The 14081-nt window shown below is 62.2% G+C and carries 20 protein-coding genes and 2 pseudogenes; 9 read left to right on the top strand and 13 right to left on the bottom strand.

Annotation, left to right across the window (positions count from 1 at the left end; genetic code table 11):
- Positions 1 to 187 precede the first annotated feature (187 nt).
- Positions 188 to 1159 carry an MBL fold metallo-hydrolase gene (locus XI06_RS20935; RefSeq protein WP_271606343.1) on the bottom strand — a complete coding sequence of 324 codons (972 nt, stop codon included), beginning with the start codon at positions 1157 to 1159 and terminating at the stop codon, positions 188 to 190.
- Between the two features lie 179 nt (positions 1160 to 1338).
- Between XI06_RS20935 and XI06_RS20940 the strand changes: the two genes are divergently transcribed.
- From XI06_RS20940 to XI06_RS20950, 4 genes are all read left to right on the top strand, one after another.
- Positions 1339 to 1641 (top strand): lipocalin-like domain-containing protein, encoded by a 303-nt coding sequence (locus XI06_RS20940; RefSeq protein ID WP_271606344.1) that lies wholly within the window; start codon positions 1339 to 1341, stop codon positions 1639 to 1641.
- A complete protein-coding gene (locus tag XI06_RS43925) occupies positions 1638 to 1823 on the top strand; it encodes a lipocalin-like domain-containing protein (RefSeq protein ID WP_442869465.1) in 186 nt (61 codons plus the stop codon). Before XI06_RS20940 ends, XI06_RS43925 begins: the two co-directional genes overlap by 4 nt.
- A gap of 182 nt (positions 1824 to 2005) precedes the next feature.
- Positions 2006 to 2272 carry a hypothetical protein gene (locus XI06_RS20945; protein WP_271606345.1) on the top strand — a complete coding sequence of 89 codons (267 nt, stop codon included), beginning with the start codon at positions 2006 to 2008 and terminating at the stop codon, positions 2270 to 2272.
- 172 nt (positions 2273 to 2444) lie between these two features.
- Entirely contained in the window at positions 2445 to 2732 is a 288-nt protein-coding gene (locus tag XI06_RS20950; protein ID WP_271606346.1) for a DUF1330 domain-containing protein, read from the top strand.
- A gap of 37 nt (positions 2733 to 2769) precedes the next feature.
- Here XI06_RS20950 and XI06_RS20955 read toward each other — a convergent pair whose 3' ends face one another.
- The 9 genes and pseudogenes from XI06_RS20955 to ku form a co-directional block, all read right to left on the bottom strand.
- Positions 2770 to 4107, bottom strand: coding sequence for an adenylate/guanylate cyclase domain-containing protein (locus XI06_RS20955; RefSeq protein WP_271606347.1), 1338 nt, complete (start codon positions 4105 to 4107; stop codon positions 2770 to 2772).
- A gap of 100 nt (positions 4108 to 4207) precedes the next feature.
- A complete protein-coding gene (locus tag XI06_RS20960; RefSeq protein WP_271606348.1) occupies positions 4208 to 4414 on the bottom strand; it encodes a hypothetical protein in 207 nt (68 codons plus the stop codon).
- A 461-nt stretch (positions 4415 to 4875) separates the two neighbouring features.
- On the bottom strand, positions 4876 to 5124 hold the full coding sequence (locus tag XI06_RS20965; RefSeq protein ID WP_442869464.1) for a hypothetical protein: 249 nt from the start codon (positions 5122 to 5124) through the stop codon (positions 4876 to 4878).
- 16 nt (positions 5125 to 5140) lie between these two features.
- Positions 5141 to 5356: pseudogene (locus tag XI06_RS43930) on the bottom strand (hypothetical protein); the annotation flags it as partial.
- Between the two features lie 57 nt (positions 5357 to 5413).
- Positions 5414 to 5746 carry a hypothetical protein gene (locus XI06_RS20970; protein ID WP_271606350.1) on the bottom strand — a complete coding sequence of 111 codons (333 nt, stop codon included), beginning with the start codon at positions 5744 to 5746 and terminating at the stop codon, positions 5414 to 5416.
- Positions 5747 to 6535: 789 nt separating this feature from the next.
- Entirely contained in the window at positions 6536 to 7315 is a 780-nt protein-coding gene (locus XI06_RS20975; RefSeq protein WP_271606351.1) for a DUF2182 domain-containing protein, read from the bottom strand.
- A gap of 53 nt (positions 7316 to 7368) precedes the next feature.
- On the bottom strand, positions 7369 to 8001 hold the full coding sequence (locus tag XI06_RS20980) for a DUF1326 domain-containing protein (RefSeq protein WP_271606352.1): 633 nt from the start codon (positions 7999 to 8001) through the stop codon (positions 7369 to 7371).
- A gap of 580 nt (positions 8002 to 8581) precedes the next feature.
- A complete protein-coding gene (locus tag XI06_RS20985) occupies positions 8582 to 9355 on the bottom strand; it encodes an SDR family NAD(P)-dependent oxidoreductase (RefSeq protein ID WP_271606353.1) in 774 nt (257 codons plus the stop codon).
- Positions 9355 to 10277, bottom strand: a pseudogene (gene ku, locus XI06_RS20990) (non-homologous end joining protein Ku). Before ku ends, XI06_RS20985 begins: the two are co-directional and overlap by 1 nt.
- Before the next feature lie 269 nt (positions 10278 to 10546).
- On the opposite strand from ku, the gene XI06_RS20995 reads away from it, so the two are divergent.
- Both XI06_RS20995 and XI06_RS21000 read left to right on the top strand, forming a co-directional pair.
- On the top strand, positions 10547 to 10738 hold the full coding sequence (locus XI06_RS20995) for a hypothetical protein (RefSeq protein ID WP_271606354.1): 192 nt from the start codon (positions 10547 to 10549) through the stop codon (positions 10736 to 10738).
- Positions 10739 to 11067: 329 nt separating this feature from the next.
- Positions 11068 to 11334: a hypothetical protein gene (locus XI06_RS21000; protein ID WP_271606355.1), complete on the top strand. Its 267-nt coding sequence runs from the start codon at positions 11068 to 11070 to the stop codon at positions 11332 to 11334.
- Positions 11335 to 11593: 259 nt separating this feature from the next.
- Here the strand turns inward: XI06_RS21000 and XI06_RS21005 are convergent, their stop codons facing one another.
- Positions 11594 to 11776: a zinc ribbon domain-containing protein gene (locus XI06_RS21005; RefSeq protein ID WP_271606356.1), complete on the bottom strand. Its 183-nt coding sequence runs from the start codon at positions 11774 to 11776 to the stop codon at positions 11594 to 11596.
- A 151-nt stretch (positions 11777 to 11927) separates the two neighbouring features.
- Between XI06_RS21005 and XI06_RS21010 the strand changes: the two genes are divergently transcribed.
- The gene (locus XI06_RS21010) at positions 11928 to 12128 is read left to right on the top strand and encodes a hypothetical protein (RefSeq protein WP_271606357.1); all 201 of its coding nucleotides are present in this window, start codon (positions 11928 to 11930) and stop codon (positions 12126 to 12128) included.
- A gap of 16 nt (positions 12129 to 12144) precedes the next feature.
- On the opposite strand, the gene XI06_RS21015 is transcribed toward XI06_RS21010, so the two are convergent.
- Positions 12145 to 12288 (bottom strand): hypothetical protein, encoded by a 144-nt coding sequence (locus XI06_RS21015; RefSeq protein ID WP_271606358.1) that lies wholly within the window; start codon positions 12286 to 12288, stop codon positions 12145 to 12147.
- 167 nt (positions 12289 to 12455) lie between these two features.
- Here XI06_RS21015 and XI06_RS21020 point away from each other — a divergent pair, with 167 nt between their 5' ends.
- Positions 12456 to 12614 (top strand): hypothetical protein, encoded by a 159-nt coding sequence (locus XI06_RS21020; RefSeq protein ID WP_164935709.1) that lies wholly within the window; start codon positions 12456 to 12458, stop codon positions 12612 to 12614.
- A 19-nt stretch (positions 12615 to 12633) separates the two neighbouring features.
- Here the strand turns inward: XI06_RS21020 and XI06_RS21025 are convergent, their stop codons facing one another.
- Positions 12634 to 13242, bottom strand: coding sequence for a cell envelope biogenesis protein TolA (locus XI06_RS21025; RefSeq protein WP_271606359.1), 609 nt, complete (start codon positions 13240 to 13242; stop codon positions 12634 to 12636).
- A 248-nt stretch (positions 13243 to 13490) separates the two neighbouring features.
- On the opposite strand from XI06_RS21025, the gene XI06_RS21030 reads away from it, so the two are divergent.
- Positions 13491 to 14081: 3'-5' exonuclease (locus XI06_RS21030; RefSeq protein ID WP_271606360.1), on the top strand; the 591-nt coding region annotated here is incomplete at its 3' end.

The following is a 14081-nucleotide window of genomic DNA, read 5'->3' on the forward strand; positions in this document are numbered from 1 at the left end:
ACGACTTCAGTCGGCTAGGGGCAGACTCGGACTGACCAAGGCTTCCGTTCTACCATCAAGTCTGGACGTCGCCGGTCGACGTGGCCATGCCGGCTTAGGGCCAGAGGCAGACTGACGTGCCGAGCGGTTCGCCCGCTACCGGCTGCAGTCGTCGTCGCATAGCCATGACCTAGTGCCACGGGGGATGTCACCCCTTGGCTGCGAATACGTAGCCGTTGCCATCCTTGGCAAGCGTGCCGACGTTCGGCATCAACCAGTGAGTACCCGAAATGGTGAGCTTGTCGGCGACCGCGCGATCGAAGATCTTCCTTCGCGTTTCCACCGCCATTTGTGGATCCTGATCGATTGAGAGCTGCCACTCGGGATTTGTTGCAATGTGGGGCGCAAGATTGACCACGTCGGCGCTGATCAGGAACTGCTCGCCGCCGGAAGCGACGAGATGCGCGACCATTCCCGGGCTATGGCCCGGCACCTCAATTGCGTGCACGCCAGGCAGGAGTTCAGGTTCTCCCTCAAAGGTCCTGACGTTTTTCCAAGTCGCCACGGTAGCCTGAATGCGCCGCGCGAGGCCCTTGCGCGTCGGTCCAAGATCGAGCGACTCAACCCCCGGGCGCGTCCACCATTTCAATTCTGCGGCGGGCACCACGATGTCGGCATCCGGGAAGACCTGCGCGTCGCTCTCATTGTTCATGAGGCCATAAATGTGGTCGCCGTGGAGATGGGAGATGAGGATCGTCTTGACTGCCTTGGGGTCGAGACCCGCCGCCGCCATGCTCTTGAATAACCGGCCGTTCCCCTCGCCATAAATCGGATGACCGCCCGTACCCGAGTCGATCAGGACCACTTGATCGCGCAGCTTGAGCGCCATGACGATAAACCACACGGGCGCCTGATTTTCGGGAAAACCGGCACCACGCAACACGGTCTTCACCTGTTCGGCGCTGGCATTCCTGACCATACCGTCGCGCAGCGGCGCCTCCCGCATGCCATCGATCAGGGAGAAGACCTCAATGTCGCCGACCTTGTATTTGCGGAAAGGTTGAGTGACGGACTGTTGAGCGTAAGCCGCGTCGACAAAGGTGATTGGCTTATCGAGTCCAAACGCGGCGCAGGCACCTGCGGCGCCAAGTGTGAGGTCGCGGCGCGAAATATCGAACATCGTTCGCTACTCCTCGTTGGACGATCAGCATATCAACGAGAACGCGCGCTGCACAAGGCGGTTTCGGGCATCAGACATCAGGTGGATCGCGACTACTCTCGCCCGAAGGGTATCGCGGAGTCGATGGGTTTCGGCTAATCTGCCAAAGTTGAGCACGATCTACTTTTAAGGAGGACAACGTGGTGCGTCTCCTTGCCTTGGCCTTTGCCGCCTATTGCTATCTGCAGCCTGCGTTGCTTCTCGCGGACGATGCAGCAGGGCAACTCGCAGGTAGCTGGAAACTCACAGCCTGGACCATTCAGATTATCGGTGGCGAGCTCACCGAACCGATGGGCCAGGATCCGAAAGGGCGGCCAGTTTTTACGCCGGACGGGCACGTCGCGTTCATCATTACCGCGGCAAATCGCAAGCCGGCGACCAACGATGCGGAGTCGGCAGCCCTGCTCAAGAGTCTTCTGCCTACACCGGAAAGTTCACAATAGAGGGCGACAGGTTTACGACCAAGGTCGACATTTCGTGGAACGAGCTTCTAACGGGTCAAGATCAAGTCAGATTCTTCAAGCTCGAAGGGGACAAGCTGAGCCTCAGAACGGCCGAACAAATCAGCGCCGTCTATCCGGGCAAGAAAGTCGTGGGAACACTAGAATGGGAACGCGAGCGCTAAGGCGGACAAGCTCGAAGTTGCGCACCCCTTAGCGGCGTGATTCAACGAAAAGTAAGTCCGCTTTGCCCCTACAGGAACAGGTGGACAAGCCGGAGCCCTGCCGATCGCGAATCCCTGCCCCGTGCTAACCGCCAGGAACGAGCCGGCGGTCCGAAGGATTCGTCTTGGCAGGAGTGATCTCGATGCTGATGACGAAGGAAAGACGATCGGCGATCCGGACGTTGCGTGGTTGGGCGATCGGCGTGCTGCAGGAGGCCGGCGCCATCCGCGAGTGCGAGGAGCACGGCTGGGCGCAGGACCGCGCCGATCCGCATGCGCGGGAGCGCGCGTTGGATATCGCAAGGCAGGAGCCACCGGACGGCATTTCTCCGGAAGCGGCGCTCGCGGAGATCCGGGACGTGCTGGACTCGATCGGGGACACTTGCCCCGAGTGCGCTGTCGACGATTGACGACAATCGCAGCTGCACCTTCGGAGGTTCAGCCGTCACGCGCTTCCAGGATGAGTTCGCCTGTGGCATCCCCAGTTATCTGCGACAAGGGACCACAAGTGGGACGAGCCCCAAGAAAGCATGCTAGGCTGCACGTCTTCTGCTCTCAGATCATTGCCGCGAGAGGTTGATTATGCCCGCCTATTTCATTGTCCAAAACACCATCAAGGACGAAGCGCAGTACCAGAAATACGTGCAGGCCGTCGTGCCGTTCATAGCCAGCTTTGGCGGAAAACTTGTATCCAGACGAGCGAAGGTGGAGGTGCTGGAAGGCGAACACGATCAGCGCCCGGTCGTCATGTTCGAGTTTCCCGACATGGAGGCGATCCACGCGTTCTGGAACTCGCCGGACTACGTTCCGATCAAGAAACTGCGCGAGGGTATAGCCACCATGAACATCTGGGCTTTTCCCAGCGCCTGATCGGTGCACAACAGGTGGCTGGTGGCGGGCGCAGAGGCTAACCGGTGGCCGCGAACAGATCCCATTTGCCCGGTAGCCCCTTCAATTCGTACGAACCGCGCTCGCTGAACCTCAGTCCCGCGCCCGCGACGAGATCGGTCACAACTCGCGAAACCAGCACCTCGTCTGGCGCGGATTGCGACATGACGCGGGCCGCCGCGTGGACGGCGATGCCCCCAATGTCGCTGCCCCGCATCTCGATCTCGCCAGTATGCAGACCAGCGCGTACCGGCAAGCCGATCTGACGGGCGGCACTGCTGAACGACAGCGCGCACCGGATCGCACGACCGGGCCCGTCGAAGGTGGCGAGCACGCCGTCCCCGGTGGTCTTCACCAGATTGCCTCGATGCCGGTCGATAAACTGACGCGCAAGCGCGTCGTGCTCGTCGAGGCGGCCCCGCCACCGCTGGTCGCCTATTTCGGCCGCCTGCCGCGTGGAGTCGACGATGTCGGTGAACATGACGGTCGCGAGAATGCGCTCGAGATCGGTGTCGCCCGCCTGGCGATGGCCGGTCACGAATTCCTCGATGTCGCCGACCAGGGTCTCGGTGTCCCCGGTCCAGAATGCGTGATCTCCGGACGGATACTCGATGTACTTCGCCCCGGGTATTCCCGCCGCCATCTTACGGCCCAGCGCTACCGGCACTTGGGCGTCGGTCGCCCGATGCAGAATCAAGGTCGGGGCGCGGACACACGGAAGGATGGCATTCACGTCTATCCGGCGATTGGAAATTATGTAGGACCTGATGGCGCCCGGACTGCACGCCAGCTTTTCGAACTTCGCAATGCGCGCGGCCGCGTCCGGATTGGAGGCCTCGCTCGCGAATACGTTCGCGAGAAAGCTTCCGCTGCCCCAGCGCTTGACGAGGTTCGCCAGCCTTTCATCGGCCTCTGCAGGGGAAAAGCTCGGCGGAAACAGGTCGGCGATGCGGGCAAGGCCGCCGAAAAGAACCAGGTGGGAGACGCGATCTGGATAGGTCGTCGCGAACAGAACGCTCATGGAAGCGCCCTCGGAGAAACCGACCAACACGGCCCGCCGCGATCCGATTCCGTCCATCACCGCCCGGACGTCGTCGATGCGGTCCTCGAGCGAAGGCACATCGGCAAGCCTGTCGGACAGGCCTTGTCCTCTCTTGTCGAAAGTGACGACCCTCGAGAACCGGGCCATCCGGCGGAGGATTTGCGTGTAGCCGGGCAGCTCATGCTGGTAATCGATATGCGAGATGATGCCAGGGACCAGGATGATGTCGACAGGGCCGCTGCCCATGACCTGGTAAGCGATGCTGAAATCGCCGCTCTGCGCATATTGCGTCTCGGGCAATGCAAGTTCAGCCATGGCCAGCCCCGCTATGACGTTGCGGGGACTGAGTATTGGTCAGATCGTGGATGAGATCAACTGGGGCGCGAGCATCCGAGGCAGGATCGTTGGCAAGTGACTAGACCGTCTCTTCCGCCCCGCTGCGCTCGCGGCCGGACGCCCGCAGGCGAGTGAGTTCAATCCACGCCAGCGCAGCGTTGATCCATCTCTGCCCCTCGGCTCCATCGGCTTCAGCGGCGAGCTTCATCGCCGCAACTGCCTCATGCTCGGGGTCGTACTCGGTCTCCATCGGGCGGAAATATAATCGCAGATCGTAAACGATCACGCGTCGATGGCACCGTAGGAATCCGGGGCCGCTGCAGAAACCGGGGCCGTGATCCTATGGCTCGGGAAGTACCACGCCCGTCAGCTCGCCCAGTTTGGATAAGAGCGATCAGCCGTTCTTCGCGGCGCGATTGAAAGCTTGGACCTTCACCAGGTCTTTCGAGTGGGTGCCCTCGCTGTCGGTCTTCGTTTTTGAGTCCACGCCGGCAGGTTGTACCGGCCGGATAGCCTCTTTGACATTGTCCGGCCCCAGTCCTGCAAACCGACCCATAGTTAGCCCGCACAGCGGCCAAGTTGGCCCGCAAACGGAGGCGTAGTTGGCCCGCAATGGGCGAGTTGCCAGCGTAGTGCTCGCACTACATCGCAAGGATGCGCACGCAGCCTTCAGATGAAGATGCGATCGTCCCTGGCGGCTCCGGCGACGACTTCCTGCTGCATCGATCCCGTCGCTCGCCTCAGAGGCTAGATCGGCGGCCCACCCGAGGCTCTCCCTCCAGATCCATCCCCACCGTCGTTTTCGTCGTTCGGATCGGGATCGACCTGGCTCTTGAAACGCGCGACGACTTCCCTGATGCGGGATACGACCCGGCGCGCCGCCTCGATCGATGGCTCGGCCTTGTTCGGGATGAATTCGTCGTATTCGGCATGCCTGACGCGATGCCGCATCCTCAGGCACTCGAGAAGATCTCGGCGCGTTTCGGCGTCGAACAATGCCGGCCTGGCGCTCTCCCCGGGCTATTGGCCTTGAGAGACGGTCGATGAGATCCTTGTGCCATGCATCGCCCGATGGCGGCGTCTCGCCGAGGATGTCGAGGACCCGACGAACCGCGTTCTCGATCGAGGTGTAGCCGGCTCCCATCGCGTGCATGAACGCGCTCGAATTCCTGTAGCCATCGAGGCCGGGCGCGTCGAAGCCTGCGGCCTCGAATAGGCGGATTGCCATGCCGAGATCAGCGCGCGTAGTCGATGTCCTTGTCGACGTCCGTCCACCTGGCGTCGCTCATGGCACCTGCACCATATGACTCCGGATGCGGTCCAGAAAACGGCTGCTCGATCTGGATTTGAGATGGATGTCCGCCGGGAGGCCCTGCTTTCGGCAGGCGTCTTCCACGAATTCGACGGCTTCCGATTCCATGTCGGCGGGGAAGTCGACGACGACGTCGAGGTCGCTGTCGAACTTCATCCGGTCTTCTTTAGCGGAGCCGAGGATCAGAAACCTTCCGCCCCGCGCGGCGCCGAAGGTCCTCATTTCGGACATGACGAGATCTGCCGCGGCCCGCCGTCTGGCGGTCTCGCGGGACTTTCTCTCGGCAACGGTCACGACGCCTGGCACAGACTGTTCCCAATCAAACTGGATATCGCTGAGAAATATAGACATTTTGTCGGCAACAGAAAAGGGCGCGAAGTCGGAGAGGTAAACGATGCTTCATCCTTTCGGCGTGTAGGCTTTATCCAACCCTCGCTGCAGCAACTCCTCGACCACTGCGGTGACACGCTCTTTTCGCGGATCTTGCGTCCTTGATCGTCTGCTCCTTGACCAGGACCTGCGGTGGAGCGTTGCCCACGGGGGCGCTTGGTCGCTGGTCAGGACTACCACCCGTCTCAGTCGAATCCAGCCAAGTCGATACAGAGGGACAGATCATCATTAAGTATGAAGTCAGTGGCACAGATTGGGAGCTTTCGGTCGCCGACAATGGAGTTGGCAGACAGGATGGCGTTTTTGCGCAAGCTAAAACTGGACTTGGCAGCGGCATCGTGAAGGCGCTTGCGCAAAGTCTAAACGCCCAGGTCGAAACTCTGTCGGGAGCTGGGGGACGACAGTATCCATCACTCACACCACGTTCTTAAAAGCCGGTAGTCGAGCAGCGTAGTCAGCGGCCCCCGTGAGGGTTGGCGAATTGCGTTACAGATTGGTCTCCGAATTCAGAAGCTGAAAGCTTTTGCTGCTGCAAAAGAAATCAGCATCGGTCTGGGGACACGAAAGATCGGAGCCGCTACAGCTTCCTCGCCTGACTAAAAGCGACTTCAAACCCGTCTTCGTCAACCGCGTCTCCGCTCTGACAGGTGTGGCGCCGGGCCTGACTGACCAGCGACCCGGGGCCGATGCGCTCTCTCTCTGACTTCACGCTGCGCGCGCAAGCAGGAACGCGCCCGACAGGATGAGGGCCACCCCGGCGAAATGGCTGAGCCTGCCGCCGAACGGCAGCATTTTCTCGCAAGCGACATAGAGCGCAATGCCTATGATCCAGACGAAGTTCATCACACCACTGACGAACAGGAGCGCCATCAGAAACCAGCAGCAGCCTACGCAGTAAGTGCCATGCCTCGTTCCCATGCGAAGCGCCCCTGCGGCGCCCTCCCGCCAGAAGCTGCTGAGGAACAGGAGCGGGCTTTGACAGTAACGAAGGCAGGCGCGCTTGAGCGGGGTGAACTGATATAGTCCCGCCGCGAGCAAGATGATGCCGCCTAAGGCACGGCTGGTGCTGGCCATCGCCATCGATAGCAGTCCGAAGTGCTCGAGCACCCCCTGCGCGAGAACGGCCATGAGGCTGAAGCCCGCCCATATCAGAAGGTATCCGGAAAGAAACATCCAACCTTCCAGCACAGGGCCGGATGCATCATCCTTGCCGCGCTTGACGGCAGCGTACAGCAGCACGGTAGGAGCCGCGCTCGGCACCATCATCGCGATCATCATTACCCACCACATGACGAACAGCAGTGCGGCAGAGACCGGCGTCCATGGCATCGGCGCCATGTCCGGCATCTCGGTCATCATGTCGGTATCCATGCCGGCGCCGCTGGCGAGATACACCCAGGCGAGCGCCGCCACCGTTGCGGTGCCGATCGCTACGATGAGGCGTTCGCGGTGCAGCAGGCGTTCAAGCGCCAGGTGCGCGGTCATGGATGCTCTCGACCGAGGATACAGCCGATTATTGGTCCGGCTTCAACGCACCATCAGGCCGCGACACCCTGCGGCGTCTGCGTCACATTGGCGAGAGAAGAGTGCGTGCCCTTGGTGTCGAACTTGATTTCGCCAGTGGAATGGATGTCGGCAGAGGCGACCTCGGCGCCCCGGTGTTCGAAGCCATCGGGCATCATTACCTGAATCCGGTGCGGGACGCCCGTGACCGGATTCTTGATCGGTTCGACACTGGTTTCGAGCACGCCCTTGGCGACAAGCTTCGCGACGCGCCCGTTCTTGTCGAAGGAGAATTCGAAGGGAACGAAGACTGGATCGTGAATGGTGGTCACGATCATGCTGAAGATGTGGAACATCGTCCCTTCTGCTGAATGCTTGCCCGACAGAATATTGAAAAGGGCTTCACGCTGCTGCGGCGTCGCCCGCTCATCGACGATGGGCTGCATCTTGCCGTTGCCTTCGTGTAGCGCGCCTGGAAAATCGACGACGGCCGCAAAGCAAAGGCCATCGAGCCTGGTGCCCTCAAAATGCCCCTTGGTGATCCGCATGGCGACGAGCCCCTGGCAGGATCCATGGGTCGGCGGGGCGTTAAAATCGCAGGGACACCCGAATGCGCAATTGCAGTTCTTGATCCATTCGCCTTCGAGACGCCAATCGGACGCAGCCATGGTACATCTCCAGTATGAGGAGGACGCGGCAGCCGCTTCTTTTTTCTATTCGAGACTGCAATTCGGTCCCAATAGTATAAGCATAGCAGGGGCGGGGCTAACGTACAGCGAATGTTTGTTTGCAGCCAAATCCGGGCCGGGACCTCCCGCGCACGGCTGCAAGGTAGTCACCAACGCCGGGATCTGGCGCTGCGCTATGCCGAAGGCTCAGCGCCAACTCCCCTCGCTCGTAACCGGGCAAATCCAACGGCGATGGCGAACTCAAAACGGGCTAAAACTTGGGAGCAAGGTCAAGGCGGCTGCCATAATGAACGTTTGTGCCCTTCTCTCGTCCATAGCGGTACCTACCCCTCTGCCGGGCGAGCGAGCTCGAGCCAGGCCTGCGCGACGCTGATCCAGCGCTGCCGTTCGAAACGGCGTTGACGGCCTCCTTCATCGCCGCCTCAGCCTATTTTTCGAGGATCGAAGTCGCTGCCCATGCGGTAGATATCGTACCAACAGTGCGTAAACGACAGATGGCGGCGGGAGCCGTACGAATCCGGAGGACCGCGCTCGGACGTTCGAGGGCCGGCCTTGATCCCTAATCCCGAGGAAGCGCGACGCCAGTCATCTCGCCCAGTCTGGTGATGAGCTGATCCTGGAATTCAGGATCGGCGGCTTCGCGCGCCGGCTGCTCCTGCTGGAGGTGATGCCAGTACCGGCCGCTCACCCTGGCTGCCGGATCATCGCTTACGGCCAGCCATGCCTGGGTTCGCTGCCCGGTCTCGATGTCGACCGGCGCGCTGGGCCCGCCCATCTTCGTGCGCACCCAGCCGGGATCGACGGCGTTGCTCAGGACATTTGGCCAGCGGCGTGCCAGTGCGAAAGCCAACGCCACAGCGTGAAGCTTGCTCTCGGCATAGGCCTTCGCGGGATCCCAGGTGCGCTTCGTCCAGTCGAGGTCGGCGAGGGAGCCCTCGCCGCCGCGATGCAGGCCGCTACTGAGGTACACCAGTCGACGAGGGCGCTCGATCAGCGCCGTCAGCATGTAGGGTGCCAGAGTGTTGATCGCGAGGACACCGGCGTGCCCCTCAGGTGTCGAGCCGCGACTTTGCTGCGCATAGACGCCCGCGTTGTGGATGATCGCATCCATGCGGCCGATGGCGTTGACCTGATCCGCGATGCCTCTGGTTTCGATCGCGCTACGGAGATCGCCGACCACAACTCCTGTAGCCCGCGACCCGGGATCGCCGATGCCGGCCGCGCGATCCGCCGATCGGGCGTGCAGCACCACTCGGTTGCCGCCGCCGAGAAGCGACTCGGCCGCCGCGCGACCCAGCCCGTCCGTGCTGCCGGTGATGAAGACAAGTGCCATCACGCCGATTTCCGCTGCGGTTTTGCGGCCGGCTTCTCCGCAGCCGCTTCCTTCGGCTTCTTGCCCTCGATCGGCATCAGCATTTCCTTCTGTCCGGCCGATGCCTTGCGCCCTTTCTTGGCGGGCTTGCCGGTCTTCGCCGGCGTGGCCTCCTTGCCGACCGATCGGCGCAGCGCCTCCATCAGATCGAAGACGTTGGTCGCCGCCGGCTTGGATTTCGGCGTGATCGGCTTGCCGGCTCGCTTCTGGTTGATGAGCTCGATGAGCGCGGTCTCATAGTGGTCCTCGAACTTCTCGGGTTCGAACCGGCCGGCCTTCTGGTTGACGATGTGCCTAGCGAGGTCGAGCATGTCCTTGGTGACTTTGACGTCCTGAATCTCGTCGAAATATTCCTGCTCGCTGCGGACCTCGTAGGGGTAGGCAGCAGCGTGCCGACGAGCCCCTTGTCCATCGGCTCCAGCGCGATGATGTGCTCGCGGTTGGTCAGCACGACGCGGCCGATCGCGACCTTGTCTATCTCGCGGATGGTCTCGCGGATCACTGCGAAGGCGTCGTGGCCGACCTTGCCGTCGGGGCGGATGTAGTATGGGCGGATCAGGTAGCGCGGATCGATGTCGGTCTTGTCGACGAACTCGTCGATCTCGATGGTGCGCGTGGATTCGAGCGCGATCTCCTCAAGTTCCTCCTTCGTCACCTCGATGAACTGGTCCTTCTCCAACTGGTAGCCCTTGACGATGTCCTCGTTGGGCACCTTGTCGCCAGTGTCGGCATCGACCTTCAGGTACTTGATGCGATGGCCGGTCTGCCTGTTGAGCTGATTGAACGAGATCTTGTCGCTCTCGGAGGTGGCCGGGTAGAGCGCGACCGGACAGGTGACGAGGGACAGACGCAGGAAGCCTTTCCAGTTGGCGCGGGGGGCCATGTACGCAGAACTCCGGTTGGGAATGGCTTGGATTCAAGACGAACGAGGCAGCCTCGTTCCGACATCGGGGGAGGCCGATTTCCCCCTCCGCCATAGGGGCCATCGAGCTTTCGCGATCTGTTCTGTAGGAATTCTTGGCGTTGGCCTGCTTCCGACCTCAGTGGCCTAGTTTGATTTGTTGGTGGCCTAATCCACTAAGTACACTTTTGTACAGTTCCAAGGAACTCATGCAGGTGTTCCAGACTCTTCCCTGCACTTGATATTTGTTAGTGAATGCCGTGGTCACGAAGAACACCCGGGAAGTAGCAGCCACGCTACTCAAGCTCGCCAAGACGAGTTCCGATCCAGCGGTCGCGGCTGGATTTATCGAGAGGGCCGCCGATCTAAAGGAGCGGATAGACGACGAGGGCTTGCCCAAAGCCGACGATAACCTATCGCCCAACATCATCGAACGGCAGTGAGCCGCCTCAGTGTTGTCAGTGTTCTATTTTGTTCTAACTTTCGATATGAGCGATACGGAACCACCCAAAGAAGCCGATCCCTCCCCCCAATTAAGAGCGCACGAGGAGGCGAAACAGGTCGCCCAGGAGTCTCTCGGACGGGAGATCCTTCCAGCGGCGACTTCAGCGACGCCAAGCTGATCCGGAAATTCGGCGACGTGCCGGACGACCTGAGCGCATTGTGAGGTGCTATGAAGGCTGCCGATCTAATCGAGCTGCTGCGCGCTCACCCGCCCGAACGGAGGGTCGTGCTGCGCGGGTACGAGCAGGGCCGTGATCCGGACTAGCCGATGTCGAAACGAGGCGACTCCTCCCAGCGAAAGCTCGACTGGGTGCGCAACGAGATCGAGCGCCTTCGCGGCCAGCTCCGCGCACAGGAGCGCGAGATCCTGATGCTGCAGCGCGCCGCCGTCCCTACGGCATCCGCCGAGCTCCTGTTGACGCGCATGCGGGCGAAACTCGAAGACCTGTGCCGTGGGCGTGACGCGCGGCGGAACGGCGCCGTCGTCGCACGCGAAGTTGAGATGGCTCAAAGCGAACGGCCGAAGTCGGAGTAGAGTTGACTGCGTACCGAGCGGCAGGAGCGTGCGCTCAGTGCTGTTACGGTTGCGGAGACCCGGACTCCTAGGTACTCCGGGCTCCGCTCTGAATCTTTGCGACCGCAGTTACGGCGTCGGCTCCGAGAGCGACCCGCGGGCATACGTTCGATGGAACGAAGCCCGGGACTGCGGGTTGCACCGCGAAAGAATTTGTACAGTTTGAGAGCAAGATCGGCCTCGGCAGCAATACGGTTGCCAGGGCCGATCTCCTTGTTGGCTACTTGGCCGGCGGCCGCAGCGGGCTTTCCGCCCATTTCCGCGCGGCGGGGTCGTGCAGCGGGTCGTCGTCGCAGCTGGTGCAGACGTAGCGCGGTCGCCCCTCCCGAGCTTCGTCAGTAACAGCCTTCATCGGCTTGCCGCACCCCGGGCACGCCTTCCGGATCGGGTAGAGTACCGCCATTGGGATTTGTCCTGCCTCAGGCAGCTTAGTTCCCGACGTGAGGAGAGCGCAAGCGGATCGCAGGAAGCTATCCGACTGCGTCAGATCTCTTGACGCGACGGCCACCCCGCGTTGAAATTCGGCTTTCAGTGATGTTGCGGGGGGGGGCGTCGTGGAAGAGTTCTACAAGAGCTTCGCGCAGCGGGCGCGCGATCTGGCCGAGAACGCGGATCCGTTCACCAGGCGACGGCTGCTCGACCTGGCCCAGCGGTACGATCTCAGGAGCAGACCCGGAAGCCCGGGCGGAAGGTCGATCCCGCCACCGCGGGCAACGCCTCCGACGGTGCTGTTCTCGGGCTCTGGCGAGGCCTGATATCCTCGAGCGGATCTCACCGATCGCTCTCTTTGCCTTTGGAGGTGATCTCGGCGGCGCGCCTCTCGCATTCCTCGGCGAGATCGGTGAGGCGCTCGACCGTGTCCGGATCCGTGATGGAAGCAACAAGCCTCCGGCACCGCTCGGCCTGGGCCAGCAATTTGGCTCTCTCATTCTCCATGGAAGATAACGACCGCTGCTCACTGCAGTTGCTGGCCGTCTGCGCCAAATCCGCGAGTTCAAATCGCGCAGCATGTGAGACCCAGTTCACACGGCGCCGCGCCTCGGCCAGCTACGGTGTCCTCTCCCGTTCTTCGGAGAAGACCGATGTTTGTCGCCTTGGCCAGAGCGCTCTCGCAAGCGACCCGCGCGGAAGTCGGCACCGAGGAGCTGAAGATCGTCGCGATCTTCTGCGGCGCCGGCCTGCTGCTGTCATTGTTGGCGGCCATGGCATTCGGACTCAGCCTGGGAGCCGAGCCGTTCTGAGCCCCGGCTCCAGCGCGTCCTAGTCTCGCGCCCGACGGAGAGCCGCCTGCAGCTTCTCGCGCTCCCGCTCCCAGCGCGTGTCCTCGGCCTGAGCGCGCTCGTCGAGCGTGGCCCGCTCGGCTTCGATATCAGCTACTCTCGCGTCGTACGCCCGCTTGGCCTTCTCGAGATCGGCTTGCGCCCGGGCGACAGCCTTGTCGCGGCGGTCGCGGTCCCTCTCGCGAGCGGCTTCCTCCTTGCGTCGCTCGGCGTGTCGTCGGCGCTGCTCCTTCTCGAAATCCTGCGCGGCTTTGCGCGCGGCCTTGTCGTCGATCTTGGCCGGGCGCTTCGCAGGCTTGGCCTGACGCCGCTTGGGACGTTTGGCGCCTTCCTCTTCCGCCAGGTCGGTCGGCAGTTCGGCGTGCTCGGTGAAACCGCCGGTCGAGCCGACCGGACGCCGCAGCACCACGCCCGGCTTCGCCATCGTGACGGCGACGATGTCAGGGTCGTCTGTTTCACGCGCGGCGCCTTGATGGAAGAGGTTGCTGCTGGCGCCCCAGGCCTCCAGCGCTGCCTTCATCGACGGCGCCGCGACGGCCTGGTCGTAGAAGCCCAGCGACGTGACGTAGGTCTTCAGCTTTCTCGCCATCGAGCCGCTCGCTCAACCTGTCGTGAACAACGACGCTACGCAGGAGGGCCGGCCCGTGTTCCCAACCCTGGGAGACGGTCCGAACTCCGCCCCGCCGCCGAGCCGCTCAGCCGATGCTGCTGCGCCTGCAATCCGGCCGAACAACATCTACGCTCCTGAAAACGCCGTGAATCGCTTGAATCTCGGATACCTCGCGGGCCCGTATTGTGCCACACCGGTAAGCGAACAGCGCTATCCCTTGAGAATCGATGCTTCAACACACGACCGATCTCGCGGCCTTGGCCGAGGCACTCAGCCGATCGTCGGACTATCGGGTGCTGCGCCGCCTGGTCCCGCGCATACCGTTGTCCCGGCCAGCGGGGCAGGAAACCAGGACCGGCATCCTGCTCGACACAGAGACGACCGGCCTCGATCATCGTAAGGACGAGATCATCGAGCTCGGCATGGTCAAGTTCGACTACACGCCGGACGGTCGGATCGTCGGCGTCAGGGATACGTTCGCCGCCTTCAACGAACCTTCCGCCCCCATCCCGCCCGAGATAACCGCGATTACTGGCATCACCGACGAGATGGTCGCCGGCCAGCGGATCGACGATGCTGCCGTCTCCGCGTTCGTCGACGACGCGGTCATCACGATCGCGCATAACAGTGGTTTCGACCGGAAGTTCGCGGAGCGCTATTGGCCGGTCTTCGAGCACAAGGCCTGGGGCTGCAGCGCGACCGAAATCGACTGGCGTGAGCACGGCTTCGCAGGCGCGCAACTCGGCTATCTGCTGAACGGGACCGGCTTCTTCCACCAGGCGCACCGCGCCGTCGATGACTGCCACGCACTGCTGGAG

It is taken from the genome of Bradyrhizobium sp. CCBAU 11434 (assembly GCF_028128895.1).
Classification (GTDB): Bacteria; Pseudomonadota; Alphaproteobacteria; order Rhizobiales; family Xanthobacteraceae; genus Bradyrhizobium; species Bradyrhizobium zhengyangense.